This is a genomic window from Dehalobacter sp. DCM, assembly GCF_024972775.1.
Taxonomy (GTDB): Bacteria; Bacillota; Desulfitobacteriia; order Desulfitobacteriales; family Syntrophobotulaceae; genus Dehalobacter.
Genome location: NZ_CP092282.1, coordinates 3,943,256 through 3,960,554, shown reverse-complemented (window position 1 = coordinate 3,960,554; position 17,299 = coordinate 3,943,256). Strand labels below are relative to the sequence as shown.

Annotated in this window: 38 protein-coding genes and 1 pseudogene; 36 read left to right on the top strand and 3 right to left on the bottom strand. The window is 41.6% G+C overall.

What is annotated here, in order from left to right; all coding sequences use genetic code 11:
- The first annotated feature begins 3 nt into the window (after positions 1–3).
- The 35 genes and pseudogenes from LPY66_RS18525 (at position 4) to LPY66_RS18355 (ending at position 15,996) form a co-directional block, all read left to right on the top strand.
- On the top strand, positions 4–168 hold the full coding sequence (locus tag LPY66_RS18525) for a hypothetical protein (protein ID WP_337985724.1): 165 nt from the start codon (positions 4–6) through the stop codon (positions 166–168).
- Between the two features lie 59 nt (positions 169–227).
- Positions 228–398 (top strand): hypothetical protein, encoded by a 171-nt coding sequence (locus tag LPY66_RS18520; RefSeq protein WP_337985723.1) that lies wholly within the window; start codon positions 228–230, stop codon positions 396–398.
- A 349-nt stretch (positions 399–747) separates the two neighbouring features.
- The gene (locus tag LPY66_RS18515; protein WP_337985722.1) at positions 748–948 is read left to right on the top strand and encodes a hypothetical protein; all 201 of its coding nucleotides are present in this window, start codon (positions 748–750) and stop codon (positions 946–948) included.
- Complete coding sequence (locus tag LPY66_RS18510) at positions 942–1,112, top strand: hypothetical protein (RefSeq protein WP_337985721.1); 171 nt, start codon at positions 942–944, stop codon at positions 1,110–1,112. Before LPY66_RS18515 ends, LPY66_RS18510 begins: the two co-directional genes overlap by 7 nt.
- Before the next feature lie 231 nt (positions 1,113–1,343).
- Positions 1,344–1,526 carry a hypothetical protein gene (locus tag LPY66_RS18505; protein WP_337985720.1) on the top strand — a complete coding sequence of 61 codons (183 nt, stop codon included), beginning with the start codon at positions 1,344–1,346 and terminating at the stop codon, positions 1,524–1,526.
- A gap of 141 nt (positions 1,527–1,667) precedes the next feature.
- Positions 1,668–2,156: a siphovirus Gp157 family protein gene (locus LPY66_RS18500; RefSeq protein WP_337985719.1), complete on the top strand. Its 489-nt coding sequence runs from the start codon at positions 1,668–1,670 to the stop codon at positions 2,154–2,156.
- A 4-nt stretch (positions 2,157–2,160) separates the two neighbouring features.
- The gene (locus tag LPY66_RS18495; protein WP_337985718.1) at positions 2,161–2,739 is read left to right on the top strand and encodes an ERF family protein; all 579 of its coding nucleotides are present in this window, start codon (positions 2,161–2,163) and stop codon (positions 2,737–2,739) included.
- The gene (locus LPY66_RS18490; RefSeq protein WP_337985717.1) at positions 2,740–3,129 is read left to right on the top strand and encodes a single-stranded DNA-binding protein; all 390 of its coding nucleotides are present in this window, start codon (positions 2,740–2,742) and stop codon (positions 3,127–3,129) included.
- Complete coding sequence (locus LPY66_RS18485) at positions 3,110–3,382, top strand: HNH endonuclease signature motif containing protein (protein ID WP_337985716.1); 273 nt, start codon at positions 3,110–3,112, stop codon at positions 3,380–3,382. Before LPY66_RS18490 ends, LPY66_RS18485 begins: the two co-directional genes overlap by 20 nt.
- A complete protein-coding gene (locus LPY66_RS18480; protein ID WP_337985715.1) occupies positions 3,383–3,568 on the top strand; it encodes a hypothetical protein in 186 nt (61 codons plus the stop codon).
- Entirely contained in the window at positions 3,565–4,086 is a 522-nt protein-coding gene (locus tag LPY66_RS18475; RefSeq protein WP_337985714.1) for a hypothetical protein, read from the top strand. The genes LPY66_RS18480 and LPY66_RS18475 overlap by 4 nt, the downstream gene beginning before the upstream one ends.
- A 16-nt stretch (positions 4,087–4,102) precedes the next feature.
- A complete protein-coding gene (locus LPY66_RS18470; protein WP_337985713.1) occupies positions 4,103–4,309 on the top strand; it encodes a hypothetical protein in 207 nt (68 codons plus the stop codon).
- 115 nt (positions 4,310–4,424) lie between these two features.
- Entirely contained in the window at positions 4,425–4,940 is a 516-nt protein-coding gene (locus LPY66_RS18465; protein ID WP_337985712.1) for an HNH endonuclease, read from the top strand.
- A gap of 47 nt (positions 4,941–4,987) precedes the next feature.
- On the top strand, positions 4,988–5,395 hold the full coding sequence (locus LPY66_RS18460; RefSeq protein ID WP_337985711.1) for a YopX family protein: 408 nt from the start codon (positions 4,988–4,990) through the stop codon (positions 5,393–5,395).
- A 7-nt stretch (positions 5,396–5,402) separates the two neighbouring features.
- A complete protein-coding gene (locus LPY66_RS18455) occupies positions 5,403–5,627 on the top strand; it encodes a hypothetical protein (RefSeq protein ID WP_337985710.1) in 225 nt (74 codons plus the stop codon).
- 8 nt (positions 5,628–5,635) lie between these two features.
- Complete coding sequence (locus tag LPY66_RS18450; protein ID WP_337985709.1) at positions 5,636–6,448, top strand: hypothetical protein; 813 nt, start codon at positions 5,636–5,638, stop codon at positions 6,446–6,448.
- Positions 6,445–6,951 (top strand): replicative helicase loader/inhibitor, encoded by a 507-nt coding sequence (locus LPY66_RS18445; protein WP_337985708.1) that lies wholly within the window; start codon positions 6,445–6,447, stop codon positions 6,949–6,951. Before LPY66_RS18450 ends, LPY66_RS18445 begins: the two co-directional genes overlap by 4 nt.
- 166 nt (positions 6,952–7,117) lie before the next feature.
- Positions 7,118–7,576 carry an XF1762 family protein gene (locus LPY66_RS18440; RefSeq protein ID WP_337985707.1) on the top strand — a complete coding sequence of 153 codons (459 nt, stop codon included), beginning with the start codon at positions 7,118–7,120 and terminating at the stop codon, positions 7,574–7,576.
- A gap of 21 nt (positions 7,577–7,597) precedes the next feature.
- Entirely contained in the window at positions 7,598–7,879 is a 282-nt protein-coding gene (locus LPY66_RS18435; RefSeq protein ID WP_337985706.1) for a hypothetical protein, read from the top strand.
- 21 nt (positions 7,880–7,900) lie between these two features.
- Positions 7,901–8,914, top strand: a pseudogene (locus tag LPY66_RS18430) (DNA-methyltransferase).
- Positions 8,911–9,102 (top strand): hypothetical protein, encoded by a 192-nt coding sequence (locus LPY66_RS18425; RefSeq protein ID WP_337985705.1) that lies wholly within the window; start codon positions 8,911–8,913, stop codon positions 9,100–9,102. Before LPY66_RS18430 ends, LPY66_RS18425 begins: the two are co-directional and overlap by 4 nt.
- Positions 9,099–10,853 (top strand): DNA cytosine methyltransferase, encoded by a 1,755-nt coding sequence (locus LPY66_RS18420; protein WP_337985704.1) that lies wholly within the window; start codon positions 9,099–9,101, stop codon positions 10,851–10,853. Before LPY66_RS18425 ends, LPY66_RS18420 begins: the two co-directional genes overlap by 4 nt.
- Complete coding sequence (locus LPY66_RS18415) at positions 10,850–11,392, top strand: Holliday junction endonuclease (protein WP_337985703.1); 543 nt, start codon at positions 10,850–10,852, stop codon at positions 11,390–11,392. The genes LPY66_RS18420 and LPY66_RS18415 overlap by 4 nt, the downstream gene beginning before the upstream one ends.
- A 9-nt stretch (positions 11,393–11,401) precedes the next feature.
- Complete coding sequence (locus tag LPY66_RS18410; RefSeq protein WP_337985702.1) at positions 11,402–12,307, top strand: hypothetical protein; 906 nt, start codon at positions 11,402–11,404, stop codon at positions 12,305–12,307.
- Positions 12,294–12,632 carry a YkgJ family cysteine cluster protein gene (locus tag LPY66_RS18405; protein WP_337985701.1) on the top strand — a complete coding sequence of 113 codons (339 nt, stop codon included), beginning with the start codon at positions 12,294–12,296 and terminating at the stop codon, positions 12,630–12,632. The genes LPY66_RS18410 and LPY66_RS18405 overlap by 14 nt, the downstream gene beginning before the upstream one ends.
- The gene (locus tag LPY66_RS18400) at positions 12,629–13,096 is read left to right on the top strand and encodes a hypothetical protein (RefSeq protein WP_337985700.1); all 468 of its coding nucleotides are present in this window, start codon (positions 12,629–12,631) and stop codon (positions 13,094–13,096) included. The genes LPY66_RS18405 and LPY66_RS18400 overlap by 4 nt, the downstream gene beginning before the upstream one ends.
- A complete protein-coding gene (locus LPY66_RS18395; protein WP_337985699.1) occupies positions 13,089–13,271 on the top strand; it encodes a hypothetical protein in 183 nt (60 codons plus the stop codon). Before LPY66_RS18400 ends, LPY66_RS18395 begins: the two co-directional genes overlap by 8 nt.
- A gap of 32 nt (positions 13,272–13,303) precedes the next feature.
- Positions 13,304–13,849, top strand: coding sequence for an ASCH domain-containing protein (locus LPY66_RS18390; RefSeq protein WP_337985698.1), 546 nt, complete (start codon positions 13,304–13,306; stop codon positions 13,847–13,849).
- On the top strand, positions 13,842–14,078 hold the full coding sequence (locus LPY66_RS18385) for a hypothetical protein (protein WP_337985697.1): 237 nt from the start codon (positions 13,842–13,844) through the stop codon (positions 14,076–14,078). Before LPY66_RS18390 ends, LPY66_RS18385 begins: the two co-directional genes overlap by 8 nt.
- Positions 14,079–14,081: 3 nt before the next feature.
- Positions 14,082–14,372: a hypothetical protein gene (locus LPY66_RS18380; RefSeq protein WP_337985696.1), complete on the top strand. Its 291-nt coding sequence runs from the start codon at positions 14,082–14,084 to the stop codon at positions 14,370–14,372.
- Entirely contained in the window at positions 14,365–14,874 is a 510-nt protein-coding gene (locus tag LPY66_RS18375) for a hypothetical protein (protein ID WP_337985695.1), read from the top strand. The genes LPY66_RS18380 and LPY66_RS18375 overlap by 8 nt, the downstream gene beginning before the upstream one ends.
- Before the next feature lie 12 nt (positions 14,875–14,886).
- Entirely contained in the window at positions 14,887–15,168 is a 282-nt protein-coding gene (locus LPY66_RS18370) for a hypothetical protein (RefSeq protein ID WP_337985694.1), read from the top strand.
- A complete protein-coding gene (locus LPY66_RS18365; RefSeq protein WP_337985693.1) occupies positions 15,161–15,331 on the top strand; it encodes a hypothetical protein in 171 nt (56 codons plus the stop codon). The genes LPY66_RS18370 and LPY66_RS18365 overlap by 8 nt, the downstream gene beginning before the upstream one ends.
- Complete coding sequence (locus LPY66_RS18360; protein WP_337985692.1) at positions 15,328–15,582, top strand: hypothetical protein; 255 nt, start codon at positions 15,328–15,330, stop codon at positions 15,580–15,582. Before LPY66_RS18365 ends, LPY66_RS18360 begins: the two co-directional genes overlap by 4 nt.
- Positions 15,583–15,594: 12 nt before the next feature.
- Positions 15,595–15,996, top strand: coding sequence for a sigma factor-like helix-turn-helix DNA-binding protein (locus LPY66_RS18355; protein ID WP_337985691.1), 402 nt, complete (start codon positions 15,595–15,597; stop codon positions 15,994–15,996).
- A gap of 137 nt (positions 15,997–16,133) precedes the next feature.
- Here LPY66_RS18355 and LPY66_RS18350 read toward each other — a convergent pair whose 3' ends face one another.
- From LPY66_RS18350 to LPY66_RS18340, 3 genes are read right to left on the bottom strand one after another with little or no spacing between them, the layout of a single operon-like run.
- Positions 16,134–16,259 (bottom strand): hypothetical protein, encoded by a 126-nt coding sequence (locus LPY66_RS18350; protein ID WP_337985690.1) that lies wholly within the window; start codon positions 16,257–16,259, stop codon positions 16,134–16,136.
- 1 nt (position 16,260) lies between these two features.
- A complete protein-coding gene (locus LPY66_RS18345; RefSeq protein ID WP_337985689.1) occupies positions 16,261–16,428 on the bottom strand; it encodes a plasmid mobilization protein in 168 nt (55 codons plus the stop codon).
- On the bottom strand, positions 16,429–16,569 hold the full coding sequence (locus tag LPY66_RS18340; protein WP_337985688.1) for a hypothetical protein: 141 nt from the start codon (positions 16,567–16,569) through the stop codon (positions 16,429–16,431). It lies immediately after the preceding gene.
- A 270-nt stretch (positions 16,570–16,839) separates the two neighbouring features.
- Between LPY66_RS18340 and LPY66_RS18335 the strand changes: the two genes are divergently transcribed.
- Positions 16,840–17,238, top strand: coding sequence for an HNH endonuclease (locus tag LPY66_RS18335; protein WP_337985687.1), 399 nt, complete (start codon positions 16,840–16,842; stop codon positions 17,236–17,238).
- Positions 17,239–17,299: the final 61 nt, after the last annotated feature.

Genomic DNA, 17,299 nt, shown 5'->3' with positions numbered 1-17,299 from the left:
ATCATGACATTGCTTGAGATTATTTCAAAAGAAACCGGCCTATCGGAAACGGATATCCTGGATGACCATTGTGTATTAGAGCATTTCCCGGAAGATGAATTCAGACAAACGTTTTGTCAAGAAGATGGCGGCCGTTGTGAAGAGTGTTGGAGACAAGATAGACTCTAATCACGCCAAAAGGCCGGGAAACGTTCAGGCTGTTACTTCAAAAAGCGAGTTAAGAAAGGATGAATCAAATGGGAACGCCACAAATCATTTACATTGTTTTAATTGCATTGAGCCTCGGCATTAACATAGCCGAACACGGGAAGCCAAGATCAAATAATAACGCTTGGTATGCGGTGATTAGCGCAGCAATTACAACCGGAATTTTAATATGGGGCGGATTTTTTAGTTAAGAAAGGATGGATAGAAGAATGAGTAATTCAAATTCAACAGCAAGTTCAGGGGGTATAGGATTCTGCGGGTTATTGGCTATTGTGTTTATCGTTTTGAAACTAACAAAGGTAATTACTTGGTCTTGGTTATGGGTACTTAGCCCTGTATGGATTCCAACCATATTGGCGGTTATTATCCTCGCGGTATACCTCATTATTGTAAGGCGGTGATCCCCAATGTCCAAACACAAACTAAAAAGCCTTGACGAACTGCTAGGCAAAGTCGAACTATCCGCAATCCAGGTCAAATTCATCGAAAAGCGAACTGAAAGGTTTTGTTTGCGAAAAAGTACACAGAGGAGGGAATGGCTTGGAAAGAATTATCGAATTATCCAAGGCTTTATTTGACGAACTTCACAGAGAGGGTTATAACACTAAACTCACAGCTGATATTGAATATACGCAGATAGCCTTTTTAACCATTGGCGGCGTCCCAGTAATGGAAATACTTCTTCCGGACAGGGAGAAAATAGGAATCGTTCTTAACTCAAAGGAGGACAAGCCATGCTAATTCTAACAATTACAGCATCATATCTGTTCGTTTTCGGTGTAGGCCGACTCTATCAATGGGGCAAGGATGAAGAAAGGTATGGCAAAAGGGAAGCTGACCGGATCAGATGCCAAAGGAAGTATATCGAAATTTATAACCGAGACGGGAGCGTGACAAGATTATGACGCAATGTGACGCTAGGTTATTACACAAGAGACTTACGCCATGCGACACATGCATATATTCAGCGCAAAACCTATCTGAGTATGAAAATGTCATGAAGCTTCGGCGCTTGAATAATCAACCCTGTTACGATTGCGGCGATCAGTATCTTAATCATAAAACAAAAAGAACAGCTCTTAAATAGAGACTGCTCAAAGAAAAATATTCAAATTCATTATAACGGAGGGAAAAGAATGTTACAAGATGCTATGAATTTAATCATCGATGAAGAGCCAACCACTTACGGCAAATTATCCACAATAGGGACGCTAATAGAAGAATTAGAGGATAAGGATACAAGAAATTCAGTTAAGCGTAATTTGAAAAGGCAGTTTAAGGATTTAGCGGATGAGTGGGGTGCTGATGATGTGCAATAGTTGTATCCACCGGAAAGTTTGTAAAGACCATGATAATTTCGATTATCTGATAACCTTCATTGACGATTTTATTGAGGATAAAAAGCTATCAGCAATAAATGAAGGATTGATATGCCAAAACTTTTTGAAGGAGGAAGAATTTTGATACACCTTTATGAATTAACCGATGGTTACAAGAATTTATCTGATCTTGTAAGTGATGAAGTCCAGGATGAAGTCTTATTAAAAGCACTTGAAACCTTAAAGGATTCCATTGAGGAAAAGGCACAAAATATTGCCTATATCCTTGCCGATATGGATACGGATATATCCGGTGTCGAATATGAAATTAAGCGATTACAGGCCCGTAAAAAAGCTATGGAAGGCAACAAAGATAGGTTGAAACAATATCTGTTTGATAACTTCAAAAAATGCGGCATAGACAAGATAAAAACTGCTACGCATACCATATCTATCCAGAACAACAAGGCATCAGTAAACATTATCGACATTGATGTGTTGCCGAAGGATTATCAAAAGCATATTGATAAATGGGAACCGGACAAGAACATGCTTTATGACCTTTTAAAGTCCGGACAAACCATTCCTGGGGCTGAGTTGGTGCAAAGCCAATCATTAAGGGTAAGGTGAAAATATGAACAAATCAGAATCTATTAAAAACCTAGCAGCTGCACTCTCGAAATTTCAGGAGGAAATAAAAAATCCACCCAACTCCGCCGACAATCCTTTCTTTAAGAGTAAATATGCCCCTTTAAACGATGTTCTAAACCTTGTTAGACCAATCCTTACAAAGAACGGATTAAGCGTCTTACAAAGCCCGTCAGGGGATGGAGCGAACATCATCGTCACAACCATGTTGCTTCATTCTAGCGGCGAGTGGATTGAGACTGAACCGCTTGTCTTGAAAGCAGATAAAACCACAGCGCAGGGAGCAGGATCGGCAATCACTTACGCCAGACGCTATGCAATATCGGCTGTACTTGGAATAGCGTCCGAGGATGACGATGATGGAAACCATACAACCGGCAATGACAAAAAGGCAACGCCTAAGACAATCACGGATGCACAACAGAAACGCCTATTTGCTCTTTCTAAGGGCAAAGAGGACAGGGCAAAAGAAATCCTCACACGGTACGGATATAAGAACTCTAAGGACATAACAACCGAGCATTACAACGATATCTGCGACGAAATTCAAGCGGAGGGGAAATAAATGCTAAATAGAGTAGTTTTAATCGGACGCTTAACCAAGGATCCAGAACTCAGATATACACCAAACGGCGTAGCAGTTGCTTCGTTTACGCTGGCTGTTGACCGAAACTATAAGAACAGCCAGGGCGAAAAAGAAGTTGACTTCATCCCTTGCGTAGTATTTCGGCAGCTTGCCGAGTTATGTGCAAACTATCTCACTAAAGGCAAACTGGCAGCAGTTGACGGACGTATTCAGGTGCGGTCATTTGACGGGCAGGACGGACAAAAAAGATGGGTAACGGAAGTATTGGCCGAGAATGTACGCTTTTTATCGCCAAAGGATAAGGGAGATAACGGCGCATTTGAGGGATATGCAAGCGAGGTAAGTTTAGATGACAATGTCCCTTTCTAAACGTAAACGCATCAAAAACCCCAAACTTTTAGACCGTATAAGACATAACGGATATAACCGCTGCCAAATATGCGGAGAAATACCAAGCGAGGTTCATCACATTGATTCAAAAGGGGCCGGCGGGGATGATATATCCGAAAACTTAGTCAGACTTTCAAAATGGGTATATCACCCCATGGCCCACGCCGGGAAGTTAGACAAGGATTATCTCAGGGCTTTAGCCTTAAAACGAATTGAGGAAGAAGGGGAATAGATGAAGGTTTATGAGTTAATGAACAAATTATCTATCATGTCTGCTGGTGCAGAAGTAAGAATAAAAATGGTTAAGGAATTAAGTGAGTTACCAGATATTGATGGTGAAGCAAGGGATGTAACATTTATCGTAAAACAAGCTGAAGAAAACGATAATTATGTTGATTTGGACGGATGGGTTGAATGAACCTCAAAGCCAATAACATACGATCCCAATATACCGAATCAGGCCAACAGGAAATAGTCTTATCAACAGAAAAATGCGACATATCAGAACTAAAACAGATAATAGCCAAAGGAAAAATCCTTGCGGTAGAGATCAAACAATATCGGCATAAGAGAAGCCTGGACGCGAATGCCTGCCTGTGGTCGATTTTGCAACAAATAGCAGAAGTCATACACAGCACAAAAGACGAAGTATATCTACAAATGCTTGAACTGTACGGCGTGTTTACTCACATCATTGTTAAGCCGCATGTCGTAGAAAAGGTAAAGCAGGAATGGCGTACCGTTCGGGAATTGGGCGAAGTCACGGTAAACGGTCAGACAGGAATCCAGCTAATGTGTTTTTTCGGATCATCGACATACGACAGCAAGGAATTTTCTGTACTGCTGGACGGTGTAATATCCGAAGCCAAGTCACTCGGGATTGACGTTATGACCGAGGAAGAAAAGAATTTACTACTCCAAGAATGGGGTAAATGAAAGGATGGAATAAGAGATGGATAATTTCACCCAAGAAGATCACGACTGGTGGAAAAGAATTCAAGAAACTCCAGAAAAATATAAAGTTGTTATAGATAATGATTGTGTATGGGTAGATTTAGCCGAGGAAGACCAGGAATGCGTATATACGTTTAGTACTTTTGGTAATTACTTTATTCACGCCTTACTAATCGATATGGGAATAAATGTAGGTTGCTGTTAATTAGTTTTCACCCCGGCTTTCCTCCCTGCCTAACACGAAAAAGCAGTTTGACTGTACAGGGGATATATTCGGAGTATCGGGGCTACGGCTCCGGTACTCATAAAAAGGAGCATCAATGATATTTACTAAAGAAATGCTGATTTGTTTATATAAAGATTTAGCAATAAGAATTGGAAAACAGCCGACTAAAAGACAGTGGCTAGATGATACAAAAACACCCAGCGATATGCCAATACGTATGAATTTTGGCAATTGGACAAACTTTGTTAAATCTTGCGGATTTGAGCCTTTAAAAAGCGAAATTTCAATTCAAGCTAGGTTGAATAGCATTAAAGCCCATAAGGGTAAAAGAAGTATGGCGTGGAAGGGTGGTAGAATCAAAGATCGATCAGGGTATGTTTTAATTTGGAAGCCGGAACACGCAAATGCAAAAATCGGTGGATATATCCATGAACACCGCCTTGTAATGTCGGAACATTTAGGTAGGCCGCTTGAATCTTACGAATATGTCCATCATAGAAACGGTATTAAGTCCGACAATAGGCTTGAAAACCTTGAATTAGTGACTCAAAAAGTACATTTAGGTGGGGTTGTATGCCCTTATTGTAGTAAACGGTTTTCTATAAGATAACAATATCCACTCTAATTCAGAGCTATTAGAATAAAAGGAGTAAGAGTATGAGAGATATTATATTTCGCGGCAAAAGATTGGAACCAAATGAGTTGTATATCAACCAATGGGTATATGGATTTTTTACTCGCTGCGATAAGAGCGGAAACTGCTATATCACGACTCAAACTAATGTAGGCGGTGCGCACCAACATAAGGTATATCCCGAGTCTATAGGTCAATACACCAACAAAAAAGACGAATACGCCAAAGAAATCTACGAAGGCGATCTCCTACTCATCGAAATCCACGACTTTAACACCGGCAAAATCATAGCGTCAGAGACATGTGAAGTTATGTTCAAAGGTGACAGATTCGGCGTTAAGTTTGGTAATGCGCAGGAATTTACCGGGCTATGTGACTTTAGTAATACGACGTTTGAAGTTGTTGGTAATGTTTTTGAATCAAAGGAGTGATGAGAGAGTGGATAGCTTTTATTTAATTTCTGAACTTCACCTTGTAGATAGTGGCGATGAGTTTCATGAGGGCAACAATGTAAAGGTTACAACAACCAACGGGAGCATTATTAATGCTGAAATAGCAGAAATAGGCCACAAAGAGATAACTCTTACCTTCAATGATTATATCGATGGCGAATTAACAATAAGATACGATGACATTATCAGTATTGAGGGTTTGAAGGAGTGATCTCCTAAATGGCAGAAGGGGTATTTCAAACGGATAGATTGATCTTTCACAACCAAATATGGAAGCACCCCGCAAAGTTCCGGCTGTTTTTTTACATCTACGGAAACGCTGTATTTGCTAAGGATGGAATTGACATTGAGGAAATACACGTTGGCAGAGGTCAGTTCTTACGATCATACCGTAACCTTATTGATGATCTTGAATATCTGAAAAATCGTTCAGTAAAAAGGTACTCAATTTCGTATGTAAAAAAGCTAATTGATGAATTAACGAAAGAAAAACGAATCGAAATCGAAAGTACCCGACTGGGAACACTCTTTACTGTACTAAATTACGAGGAATACCAAGGCTTTGAGCGATTTGAAAAAGATAACCAAGAACGACATAAGAACAGAGTGAGAACGGAGCGAGAACAGAGTGAGAACAATAATAAGAATGTAAAGAATGTAAAGAAAGAAAAGAATGTTATTAATACATCGTCGAAAATCTTCGCCGATGACTCCCTTGAAATAAACTTGACGAATCAGCTTATCTTTCTTATCACAGCCAATAATCCAAACTTCAAAAAGCCAAATGTCCAAAAATGGGCGAGTGACTTTGATAAAATAATCAGAATTGATAAACGGGATCCGGATGAAGTAATCGGGGTTATGACCTGGGCGAAACAAGATAACTTCTGGAAATCGAATATCTTATCACCAAGTAAGCTAAGAGAAAAATATGACACACTCTTTATGCAGATGAATTCAAGATCACAGACAAAACACATACCAAAAGGATTTGAAAGTATTAAACGATATGTTAACGGAGGTCAGCCATGAACAAAGAGGAAATAGGTAAATTGGTTGCTATGGCCCTTGCTAATTTTCCGAACATGCAGGAAAAGGACATGGGGCCGACAATGGCACTTTGGCAGCAGATGTTATCCGACATGCCGTATGACGTAGCAAAAGCCGCCTTAATGAGAGTCTTAGCAACTGCCAAGTTCTTTCCGACGGTCGCTGAAATCCGGGAAGCAGCAGTCAGTAATTCACAGCCGAACAGATTAAGCGCGCCGGAAGCATGGGAAGAAGCGACACGGGCGATCAGAAAATACGGATACTACAAGGAGCAAGAAGGATTAGACTCTTTAAGCCCGGCAACGAGAAAAGCAGTACAAAGTATCGGGTGGAAGTCATTCTGTACGAATGAGGATGAAGGAGTTTTGCGCGGACAGTTCCGGATGGCATTTGAGACGATGGCAACAAGAGACGCAGAGGTCGCGAGATTGCCGCAGGGGTTAAAAGACATGATCGGGCAGATAGGGCAAAAGATGATTCAATAACTAGCCCTAACCTTATTCCCAACCCCATCATACCCACAACGCTTTAACACTTTAAACCATTAAAGAATTTTGACAGCTAGGGCCTCTAATTGGTCACAGGTTAAGAGTAAATAGCGAAAGTGAAGAAATACACGTGAGAGGGTATAAATAAAATTCTAGGGCAAATATGAGCGAGGTGGATATGTTAAAAATTGTTCCAATAGATTTTCAAGAAGCAAATGAATTTGTGCGCAGATATCACAGACACCATCAACCGATAAAAGCAGGATATAAATTCTGTGTTGGTGCTGCAAAAGATGATGAAATAATCGGGGTTGCAATCGTAGGACTTCCAATCGCTAGGCACCTTATGGATGGTTGGACACTGGAAGTTAGAAGGACTTGCACAGATGGAACAAAAAATGCTAATTCAATTCTTTATGGGGCATGTTGGAAGGTTGCGAAAGCGCTTGGATACCGTAAACTCATAACCTATACTTTGCCATCAGAAAGCGGGGCCACAATGCGAGCTGTCGGATGGACTTGTATAGGTGAAACAAAAGGTCATTCATGGAATTGTCCGAGTAGACCAAGAGTTGATATGCACCCGACACAAAACAAACTCAGATGGGAAAAAGAAGTTTAAGGGCAAATATGGAGGTGTGAAATGAAAATAATTGGACAATCGGAAAATAGCTTTATCTTGGAAGCTAGTAAGGATGAATTAGCAAATCTTATAGGTTACTACAGCAAATATGATCAAAAAGCAAAAGTAAATCCAGGGGATGAAATAAATATCAGCAATATGTACCGGCAACTTTACACTCTTGAGCGTAAACAACCTGAATTAAGAAAAGTTATTGATACTCTAAGAGGAATTGCCAACATGTTAGAGCCTGTTGCTCCGGTAATTGAAGGGCTGGTTAAAGAATCGATAAAGGATATCTAACAGACAAATATGGAGGTGTAAATGAACGAGATTTTTAAAGGTGACGCCTTAACTGAATTACGAAAGCTTCCATCGGGTATCGTAAATTGTTGCGTGACATCGCCTCCTTACTTTTGGTTGCGGGATTACGGCGTACAAGGCCAGATTGGATTAGAGGCAACCCCTGAAGAATATATCGCGAAGATGGTAGAGGTATTTCGGGAAGTTAGGAGAGTGTTAAGGGATGATGGAACTTTATGGCTTAATCTCGGGGACAGTTATTCTTTTACAAAATCAAAACCAAACCAAGATAATTAGATCGACACACAAGGTTCATTAAATTGGTCAAATAAACAGTGCAAATTACTATCGGAACTTCCGCCTAAAAATCTTCTTGGAATTCCCTGGCGGGTGGCCCTTGCTCTTCAGGCAGACGGATGGTACTTACGCAGTGACATAATTTGGTCAAAACCGAATCCTATGCCAGAAAGCGTAACAGATCGTCCGACAAAGAGCCACGAATACATTTTCCTAATGAGTAAAAGCTCAAGTTATTACTATGATGCCGAAGCGATTGCCGAGCCTGTGGCAAGTAGCACAATAAAAAGATTGTCTCAAGATATTGAAAATCAGGACGGAAGTTACCGGGTGCCTGGGAAGTCGAATGGGTCAATGAAAGCGGTACCGCCGAGATATGGAGGTAAAAAGTATTCAGAGCACCCAAAAGAATTTCATAGAACTAAATCCGGAAATGCCTATGAATTTCGCGAAAAGAGAAACAAAAGGGATGTCTGGACGATATCAACAAAACCATTTAAAGGAGCGCATTTTGCGGTATTTCCTCCTGAACTTATTGAACCATGCATATTGGCCGGATCACCAGAACGGGGGGTTGTTCTAGATCCTTTCCTTGGTAGTGGAACAACAGCGGTTGTAGCTCGAAAACTTTCGAGAAAATATATCGGAATTGAGCTAAGGAACGAATTTATTGAAATGGCAGAGCAGAGAATTAAGCAGATAGAACCGAGTTTATTTGATACGGAGGTAGTGAAATGATACGAACAAAAATAACCATAATTCTTTCGGATGATACAGAGATTAGCCGAACAGAAGTCAAAGAGAAATTCGTCAGCTGCCCAAGAAAGCCGGATCAATTCTTTGAAGGGTGCCCGGGATGGAATGATGGAAACGGATCGGGACAATGCTGCACGTGCAAGTTTCCAAAATGGGAGGTAGCGAATTGAAAGAGAAAACATTGGTTTCCCTTTTCTGTGGATTGGGTGGCTATGACTACGGCGCATTAAGTGCAACGGTTGAATATAGCGGCCAAGTATATAAATACAGGTTATTGGCTTCTATCGACTGTGATCCAGTCGCCTGTCTAAATCATGACAATATTATCGGCGAGAAAAAAGCAGTTGTAATGGATCTGTTTAGCCGGAAACAGTATATCGCCTTTCACGGACAAGAACCACCGGCAGACTGGGAGGAAGTTACTCCCTGGGATTTATGGGTGGCCTTCGGATATCAGGTACCAAACACCGTATTCTTAAGCCCACCATGTAAGGGCCTTTCCGGACTACTGCCGGAGCAGTCTGCAAAATCCGAAAAGTACCAGGCACTTAACGAGTTGACAGTGCGGGGAATCGAATTGACATTGCGGGCCTGCGATCTGTACGGCGGCAGCGTTCCGGATATTATCCACTTTGAAAATGTCCCGCGTATCACTAGCCGGGGTAAACATCTTTTGAAGCAAATTAGGAATCTGCTCATTAAATACGGTTACGCGATTGATATGAACCCAAAGCATAATCTCGGTGAGATCGGCGGCCTTGGCCAAAACAGAGTAAGGTTCTTAATTATGGCCAGACAAGAGAAAAAGATCCCAAATCCGATTTATCTGCCACAGAAGAAGAGACTGAAATCAATAGGAGAAGTTATTGGCCACCTACCATTACCTGGGGATGTAAAAGCCTGCGGATGGATGCACCGGGTGCCGAAACTGCAGTGGAAAACATGGGTGAGATTGGCACTTATCCCCGCTGGCGGGGACTGGCGGGATCTTCAAAGAGATTGTTATGCAAATATTTATCAGGTAGTACCTTTTGATAATCCCGCGCCGACAGTCACCGGATCACACCGGCCAAATAACGGGGCAATATCGCTGGCAGATCCCCGGTTAGGATATGAACCAAGAGGCGGAGCTTTTAGGATACAGAAATGGGACGAGCCCGGGCCGACGATAACCGGAAGCACCGGGGCAGGACGGAGTAATGGAATATCCGGGGTTGCGGATCCAAGACTCGAAAACGTTCAAGGTTACGGGAATAAATATCATATTGTCGGGTGGGATGAGTCGGCACCTGTTGTAACCGGCAGCAGGATCGGTAGTGGAGCTGTTTTGATCTCTGATATGAGAATAAACCATAACTCAAGACCCAATCTGTTCGGTGTAGCAGATTGGAATGAGCCAGCAAAGACCGTAACAGGATCATCAAGTGTAAGTAGTTCAAACGGAGTAGCAGCTATAGCAGATCCGCGGTTAAACTGTTCACCCCGGGCAGGTTCATATAAAGTCCAACATTGGGAAGAATCGGCCAGCACCGTAACCAGTGCAGACCTACATTCAGGCAGCGCGGCTATCGCTGATCCAAGGATCCCTAACGAAACAGAAAACGGAGTCTGGATGATCATTTCTGAGGATGGTACTTGGCACCGGCCACTAACAACATTTGAATTGGGCATGTTGCAATCATTCCCGATGTTCCTTCCAGATGGCCGTCCGTTCCAGTTGGATGGGTGCAGTGATTCCAAAGCGCGGGAATATATCGGGAACGCATATCCGCCGGATGCGGCAGAAGCTACTTGTGAATGTACACTGATGGCGCTGGCAAAAGCAGACGCAAAGATCGAATTCGAACTAACAAATGAAACTATATGGGTTACTCCAATTGAAGACAAAGATGATCAAAGAATAAAGAGGTGTTCAATATGAGTTATTACCTTGGTATCGACGCTTCCTTAACATCACCCGGATTCTGTTTGGCCGATGAACAAAGGCCGTATATCCGGTCAAAGAATATTAAAACGAAGGAAAAGGGGCCTTACCGGATAACAGAAATCTTGAACGAAATAATCACTGGATACATCATGACCGATGAAAAGCCTAAAAAAATAATAATCGAAGGTTTGTCATTTGGATCCCGGGGAAAAGGATTCTTGAACCTGGCAGAGTTGGCAGGAATCATAAAATACGAGTTGTTTAGATATCACTACGGACCAGATTATGGATTGATCATCGTCCCTCCTGCATCCCTAAAACAGTTCGCAACCGGGAAAGGAAACGTCGAAAAATCAGCCATGATCTTACAGGCATACAAAGAATCCGGGATTGAGTTTGAATGCAGCGACGAATGCGACGCGTTCTGGCTAGCACAAGTCGGCCGGGCTAGTGACGGTTGTTGGGATGGTATATGCCATACCAAGTTGCGGGAAATAGTGCTCAAAAAGATTATCGGTGATCAGAAAGAGTGAGGTATCGATATGAAAACAAAACTCGATCACGCCAACCTGAAAATCTGGTTCAGCCAGAGCATGACATCGCGAAACATAAATGATGTTGTAAGTATCGAATCCAAAGGAAATATGATGAGCGTTCAAAAGGGGAATGGAAGTGCAGTAATCCTTAATTTCGATAACGTAAACCTCATTGAGGAAATCGAGGACAAGCAGTCAGGAGAATCCGAAGAATCAGACGATTCGGACCCTGACGAAGAACCTCACGGACAGGAGGCAGAAGAGATAATGCGCTGCTGTATATGTAATAAGCCGATCACGAAAGTCACAAAAAGAACAGAAAATGCAAAATACCCGACATGTTGGGCAAAGGACTGCCGGAAGAAGGCAAAACAGTTATACCAAAATGAATATCGCAAAGGGCAGACCAATCTTGAAATCTCCGAAGCCAGACAAGCCCGAATCGATCAGATGAAGAAAGAAATCGATACTCCGGAAAAATTGGCAGAATACGGGGTATTTGCAGAAAGAATGAGGCTCATTGCAGACAAATATAACGTTCAGCTTGTCGATGTAAAAAAGCTCAATGATGAATTAGTCGCTGGATTGAGCAAAAAAGAAAAAGCACAAATATTTCACATGCATAAAACACCCACAAAGACTCCAGTGTCGAAACCAAAGATAAAACCAGAGCCAGAGCAGACCAATAAACCGGAGAAGAAACTCTTTGAGCGGCAGCCGTCAATCGTGAAGAACTACAAAATAACCGATATAGATGCGGTAAATGCAGACATTGAGGCACATAAGCTTGGAGCAATCCCGACGGATGCCGGGCTTAAGTATGTGGGTGAAGAAATGCATTATGCCAGCGAACCGAGGACTAACTTTAATCCGGCGTTTGCAGATGGGAGTTTGCACGATGAAAACTATTGAACAAAGGCATCTTGAACTTTATGAAAAGATTCCTAAGTTTGAATGCAAAGAAGGATGTGTTGGTTGCTGCGGACCGATCCCTTTTACCAAGTGGGAATGGGAACGAATTGAGGATAAACGCAAGGCCACAGAGTTGAATTGCCCGTATGCAATAAAGGGACGTTGCAATATATACGAAAAGCGGCCGCTGATATGCAGATTATACGGAGCGGTCAGAAAGATGAAATGCCCATATGGGTGCCAACCGGAATCCTTTCTATCAAAGAAAGCTGAGAAAAAGATTGTTGAAGCCTATTTTAAGCTGATGAAGGAGGAGAAATTTTGAGTGCAGCCAGCGAAGTTATTGTCAACTATACAACTGAGATTGACTATTTTAAATCCATTGGAGAGATTCAAGAGGTTCTTGTTAAAAATGGGGCAGAGAGAATAATGATCGAATACGAAAATAAGTGCCCTGTTTCCTTAAAGTTCAGCCTAAATATGAAAGGAAATGTCTTGAATCTTGATATTCCTGCTAAGCCTAAAAACGTGCAGAGAATTCTTCAGAAAGCCAAACAGAATAGAGTCAAGAAAGGCATCAATGATGATTTTCAACAAGCTTGTCGTGTTGCTTGGCGGAATATAAGAAGCTTGATCATTGCTCAAATGGCAATGTTAGAAACGGATCAAGCCGAGGTTCCTGAAATGTTCATGCCTTATTTATTAGATGATAAGGGCAGACGATTATATGAGGTATTTTGCGAGAACGGAAGCCTTTTATTGAGTGAAGGGGTGAGCACCAATGCTTGAAAGATTTTACGGGAAGTTCGTTTTATCCTGCAGTTGCTGCGGAGAACAAGCAGAAGATAAGTTTTCCAAATTTGATGAAGTGACTCAGTACATGAGGAACAACGGCTGGCAATCCGAACTGGACGAGGATAACGACGAGTGGCAGCACTTCTGCCCGGAATGTAAGGGGAAATGAGTATGTTTGGGGATTGAAGGGGGATTTTTAGTATGAAGGCAATCACATTATGGCAACCGTGGGCCTCATTGCTGGCTTGCGGTGCAAAAAAATACGAAACCAGGTCATGGGATACGTCATACCGTGGGCCGATAGCGATCCATGCGGCAGCGAGAAGTATACAAAGTATTTTGAAAGAGTGTTTTCCGTGCGCAGACTATGAGTATCATCCAAGCCATGCGGCAAGAGCAAAATTTTTAAATGCTTGCGGATTTGCGACACTTGAACCACTATATGAGTTTCCACGGGGGGCCATTATTGCCACAGCAGAACTTGTAAACTGTTGGCACATCGTTTCCCATCCAGGAACAAACATAGATGTGGCAAGGCATATTCCAATAGGTGCAGAACTCGATGTCCCGAAACATCATCCGGATTTTGATAAATACATTGTACCGACTGAACAGGAAATAATGTTCGGTAACTGGACGCCTGGGCGCTATGCCTGGGAATTTACAAACATGCAAGTGTTGCTTGAACCAATACCGGCAAAAGGTGGTCAAAGATTGTGGAATTGGGAAGGTGATATAGATGCGTGAGGTATTAACGATACGGCAGTTGAAAGGAATGGCAATGGTTTATGATACTGACACGTGCGGAGAGCGACAACAAGCAGCCAAAACCGCCCTAACCCTGTATGAGATGCTACAAGATGCCAAGATAGTGTTTGACCGTCAACAGACAAGGACAACAGCAAAAGGGGTAATGACACTCGCAAGAGGAATGTCAGAGCAGATTGGACAATTACTGGCAAGAATGGAGGGATAGATTGTGATTACAAATGAAGATATTCAAAAGGCAAAAGAAAGACTTGAGTCAGGCAAAATGAAACAAGATCTTTTGGAAGGTTTTGAAGAGGAATTTCTTGGTGACATAATGGATGCAATTAAAGAAATATTTGAGGTTGTCGAATCTCAACAATCCGAAATCGCCGAACTCAAAAAGGTGTTGAAACAGGCGAGAGAAGCGATATTAAAGCATATTAAGGTTTACGGCCCGTATTCTGGGTTATTAGAAGCCTTAACCGCTATAGAAGCGTTGGGAGGTAACAACCATGAATAAAGAAGAACTGGATGCGATACGGGATAGATGCGAGAAGGCAACTCCTGGGCCGTGGAAATGGATAATTAACGGTAATACTGTACAATCTCATGCGATAACTACAGATACGGGAGAATGTGGCATACAGGAGAAAATATGTGCTTCAATAAGTCCAAAAACGAGAAATGCCGAATTTATCGCCCATGCCCGAACCGATATACCTTTACTCCTTGCCGGAATAGACAAATTGCAACAAGGAAATGATTATGCTAAAGAACTACTTGATAAGCAGATTTTAAGAAACGAAGGATTATCTAAACGGGTTTCGACTATGAAAGGCGAAATAGACCGTCTGACAGCCGAAAGGGATGCGGCACTTAAAGCCATGAAAGAACTTGCGAAAGAAAACGGCAGTTGTCTAGGATGTGTTAACTTTGAAACAGATATTACGGCGAGGATGTATGCGTCGAAGGTTATCCGAAATGCGAAGGACATCTTGATTGTTGGCAATGGCGAGGAATAGGGGGTAATGGGGATGAAATATAAGCCGGAAGATTATATCGACAGCGGATTTTATAGCGGTGACGAAGAAATTGAAAATCACAAGGAAAAGATCGTAAAATGCCGCAAACCGCATGAATGCATGGGTGGATGTGGAAACGAGATAAAAACCGGGGATTATGCTCTTTTAGAAACTGGTTTTTCGGATGGGAAGCCTGTAAGTTGTTACACATGTCTACCGTGCATCGAGGCGTGGCTTGAAGAATCTGGGCAGGTTGGATTAGAAGATCAAGAGGATGGTGCAGGGGATGAGTGAATCAAAAATATCGATAATTAAGTCTATCCAAGGTCATAAATTCTCTTATATCAAAGATTATCTCGGTTACGCTCCAACAAATTCCCAGTTGCAAAAAATGACAATGGATGAATTATTGAAATTAAGAGAAGAAGTTATCAAGAGAGGGGGATGCAGGGGATGAGTGAGTATAAACGGTTGACATGCGAAGGGTGCAAATACTCCAAAGACGGAAAACCCTGTGATGCGATATGTTGTGTTAGAAATAGTTGGATGGGATTGATTGATTGTTACGATCCGGAAGCAGAAGCAGTACTTGAGGGGATTGGAGGGGAAGATTGTGAAACTTGTAAAAAACAGCATACAATGGATTGCCCTAATTCAAGTGAATGTTACTCGTTAAAAGATAAACCTTACTGGCAGCCTAAAGAATAGGGGAGGGTTAAGATGACAAAAGATGAGCTTTGGAAATATTTCTGGGCGCACAAAAATATAGAAAAACTCGAAAACAGAATAACGGAATTATATGCAGTAGCAACGAAACAGACATCTATACTCAAGAACGATGCCGACTCGATTCATGGTACAGGCTATCAGGATAGAACTGGGGATATATTAGCGGCAATTGCTGATTTAAAGACGGAACTACAAGAACAACTAGAAGAAGCATATCGGTTGCAGGCAGCCATTGAAAAAGCAATTAAGACATTGCCCGAGCGTGAGAAATATTTAATAAGAGCCCGATATATCGAAGGTAAAACAATAGAGCAAATATGTGTTGAAATGAACTATACTTGGCGGCACACAAACAGAATCCATAGTAAAGCATTGGTTATGTTAAGCAAATAGGTCATATTATGTCATACTTGACCTGTGATATAGTTTAGGTGTGAAGGTTTGACATTCTCCTCTCCATAAAAGCCGGTAGTTAATCTATCGGCTTTATCTTTTGCAAAAGAAAAACCGCGCTAGGCGGTTGGAATGATTTATCGTATGATTTTTCCATCTTCGGCAGTGCGGCAATTACCGTTTTTATCAATCTTTATTTTATCTGTGTTGCAATAGCCTAAATTATTATACTCGCAATCCTTATTTTCGCATACAACCAACATTCTATTTTTCCTCCTTAACTTTAACTTCTATTTGAGCATTAAGACAGACAAAGCGGACGTATTCGGATAGTTCCATACCGAGGGATTGAGCTTTATGTTTGATGGCTAGATATTCGGATTGGGAGCAGCGGACAGTTATAGAGGCTTTACCGGGCTTAGATGATGGCATTTAATCACCATCCTTTGTATATCCAAGTTTATTTAATGCCTCAACATAATCTTGGTAAACGTCATCTTCCCATACATCGGCAGAATCTACGAAGTTAAAAAGATGTTGTGCAGCGATTTGAACAGCTTCTTTTTTAGTCATTGAATTATACCTCCAATGTTTTAATTCTTGATTATATTGTACTGCAATATACAGTACATGTCAATAGGGTAAATAGATAATTTTAAAATAAATTTGCAAAGGAGTACATTGCCATATGACAATAGGCCAATATATAAAAGAGCATCAACCAATCGTATACGCTAAGTTAATGGCGATGTGCGGTGAAAAGATAAGTACAAGAGAGATAGCTAAGATGATGACGCACTCAGCATACAGGCGCGTAGGGAGACGGTGGAGGCAGGTGAGGTAATGCTGAAATCCTGCAAATATTGTAACCGTATCCATGATACCAAACATGATTGCGGTAAGAAACCACAACGTAAGAAACAAGGGAACGACAAAGATAAATTCAGATCAACAAAAGTATGGCAGAACAAAAGAGAAGAGATAAGACAAAGGGATAAGTATTTATGTCAGGTATGCATCCGTAAGTTATATGACACTCATACACAATACACATATGACGATCTCGAAGTACATCATGCTATACCATTAGAGCAGGACTTTGATAAGCGTTTAGACAACGACAATCTAATAACGATATGCGAAAGACATCATGAGATGGCAGAGCGCGGAGAGATACCAAAGGATGAGATATTGAAAATTATTGCTGAACAAGAAAGAATAATATACCCCCCTACCCTATGAATTGAATAATTTGAAACGCTGTACACCGACTGTGCAGGCTTGAAGATAAAATGTTCCCACA

Excerpts from the sequence above, each read along its gene's own strand:
- LPY66_RS18385 (WP_337985697.1), top strand. The coding sequence starts at position 13,842 with ATGCGTGAGGTATTAACGATACGGCAGTTGAAAGGAATGGCAATGGTT.
- LPY66_RS18390 (WP_337985698.1), top strand. The coding sequence starts at position 13,304 with ATGAAGGCAATCACATTATGGCAACCGTGGGCCTCATTGCTGGCTTGC.
- LPY66_RS18365 (WP_337985693.1), top strand. The coding sequence starts at position 15,161 with ATGAGTGAATCAAAAATATCGATAATTAAGTCTATCCAAGGTCATAAA.
- LPY66_RS18525 (WP_337985724.1), top strand. The coding sequence starts at position 4 with ATGACATTGCTTGAGATTATTTCAAAAGAAACCGGCCTATCGGAAACG.
- LPY66_RS18445 (WP_337985708.1), top strand. The coding sequence starts at position 6,445 with ATGAACAAAGAGGAAATAGGTAAATTGGTTGCTATGGCCCTTGCTAAT.
- LPY66_RS18505 (WP_337985720.1), top strand. The coding sequence starts at position 1,344 with ATGTTACAAGATGCTATGAATTTAATCATCGATGAAGAGCCAACCACT.
- LPY66_RS18360 (WP_337985692.1), top strand. The coding sequence starts at position 15,328 with ATGAGTGAGTATAAACGGTTGACATGCGAAGGGTGCAAATACTCCAAA.
- LPY66_RS18375 (WP_337985695.1), top strand. The coding sequence starts at position 14,365 with ATGAATAAAGAAGAACTGGATGCGATACGGGATAGATGCGAGAAGGCA.
- LPY66_RS18425 (WP_337985705.1), top strand. The coding sequence starts at position 8,911 with ATGATACGAACAAAAATAACCATAATTCTTTCGGATGATACAGAGATT.
- LPY66_RS18460 (WP_337985711.1), top strand. The coding sequence starts at position 4,988 with ATGAGAGATATTATATTTCGCGGCAAAAGATTGGAACCAAATGAGTTG.
- LPY66_RS18475 (WP_337985714.1), top strand. The coding sequence starts at position 3,565 with ATGAACCTCAAAGCCAATAACATACGATCCCAATATACCGAATCAGGC.
- LPY66_RS18495 (WP_337985718.1), top strand. The coding sequence starts at position 2,161 with ATGAACAAATCAGAATCTATTAAAAACCTAGCAGCTGCACTCTCGAAA.
- LPY66_RS18395 (WP_337985699.1), top strand. The coding sequence starts at position 13,089 with ATGCTTGAAAGATTTTACGGGAAGTTCGTTTTATCCTGCAGTTGCTGC.
- LPY66_RS18440 (WP_337985707.1), top strand. The coding sequence starts at position 7,118 with ATGAGCGAGGTGGATATGTTAAAAATTGTTCCAATAGATTTTCAAGAA.
- LPY66_RS18350 (WP_337985690.1), bottom strand. The coding sequence starts at position 16,259 with ATGTTGGTTGTATGCGAAAATAAGGATTGCGAGTATAATAATTTAGGC.
- LPY66_RS18340 (WP_337985688.1), bottom strand. The coding sequence starts at position 16,569 with ATGACTAAAAAAGAAGCTGTTCAAATCGCTGCACAACATCTTTTTAAC.
- LPY66_RS18490 (WP_337985717.1), top strand. The coding sequence starts at position 2,740 with ATGCTAAATAGAGTAGTTTTAATCGGACGCTTAACCAAGGATCCAGAA.
- LPY66_RS18415 (WP_337985703.1), top strand. The coding sequence starts at position 10,850 with ATGAGTTATTACCTTGGTATCGACGCTTCCTTAACATCACCCGGATTC.
- LPY66_RS18520 (WP_337985723.1), top strand. The coding sequence starts at position 228 with ATGAATCAAATGGGAACGCCACAAATCATTTACATTGTTTTAATTGCA.
- LPY66_RS18435 (WP_337985706.1), top strand. The coding sequence starts at position 7,598 with ATGAAAATAATTGGACAATCGGAAAATAGCTTTATCTTGGAAGCTAGT.
- LPY66_RS18470 (WP_337985713.1), top strand. The coding sequence starts at position 4,103 with ATGGATAATTTCACCCAAGAAGATCACGACTGGTGGAAAAGAATTCAA.
- LPY66_RS18345 (WP_337985689.1), bottom strand. The coding sequence starts at position 16,428 with ATGCCATCATCTAAGCCCGGTAAAGCCTCTATAACTGTCCGCTGCTCC.
- LPY66_RS18355 (WP_337985691.1), top strand. The coding sequence starts at position 15,595 with ATGACAAAAGATGAGCTTTGGAAATATTTCTGGGCGCACAAAAATATA.
- LPY66_RS18405 (WP_337985701.1), top strand. The coding sequence starts at position 12,294 with ATGAAAACTATTGAACAAAGGCATCTTGAACTTTATGAAAAGATTCCT.
- LPY66_RS18335 (WP_337985687.1), top strand. The coding sequence starts at position 16,840 with ATGCTGAAATCCTGCAAATATTGTAACCGTATCCATGATACCAAACAT.
- LPY66_RS18510 (WP_337985721.1), top strand. The coding sequence starts at position 942 with ATGCTAATTCTAACAATTACAGCATCATATCTGTTCGTTTTCGGTGTA.
- LPY66_RS18480 (WP_337985715.1), top strand. The coding sequence starts at position 3,383 with ATGAAGGTTTATGAGTTAATGAACAAATTATCTATCATGTCTGCTGGT.
- LPY66_RS18370 (WP_337985694.1), top strand. The coding sequence starts at position 14,887 with ATGAAATATAAGCCGGAAGATTATATCGACAGCGGATTTTATAGCGGT.
- LPY66_RS18485 (WP_337985716.1), top strand. The coding sequence starts at position 3,110 with ATGACAATGTCCCTTTCTAAACGTAAACGCATCAAAAACCCCAAACTT.
- LPY66_RS18410 (WP_337985702.1), top strand. The coding sequence starts at position 11,402 with ATGAAAACAAAACTCGATCACGCCAACCTGAAAATCTGGTTCAGCCAG.
- LPY66_RS18465 (WP_337985712.1), top strand. The coding sequence starts at position 4,425 with ATGATATTTACTAAAGAAATGCTGATTTGTTTATATAAAGATTTAGCA.
- LPY66_RS18450 (WP_337985709.1), top strand. The coding sequence starts at position 5,636 with ATGGCAGAAGGGGTATTTCAAACGGATAGATTGATCTTTCACAACCAA.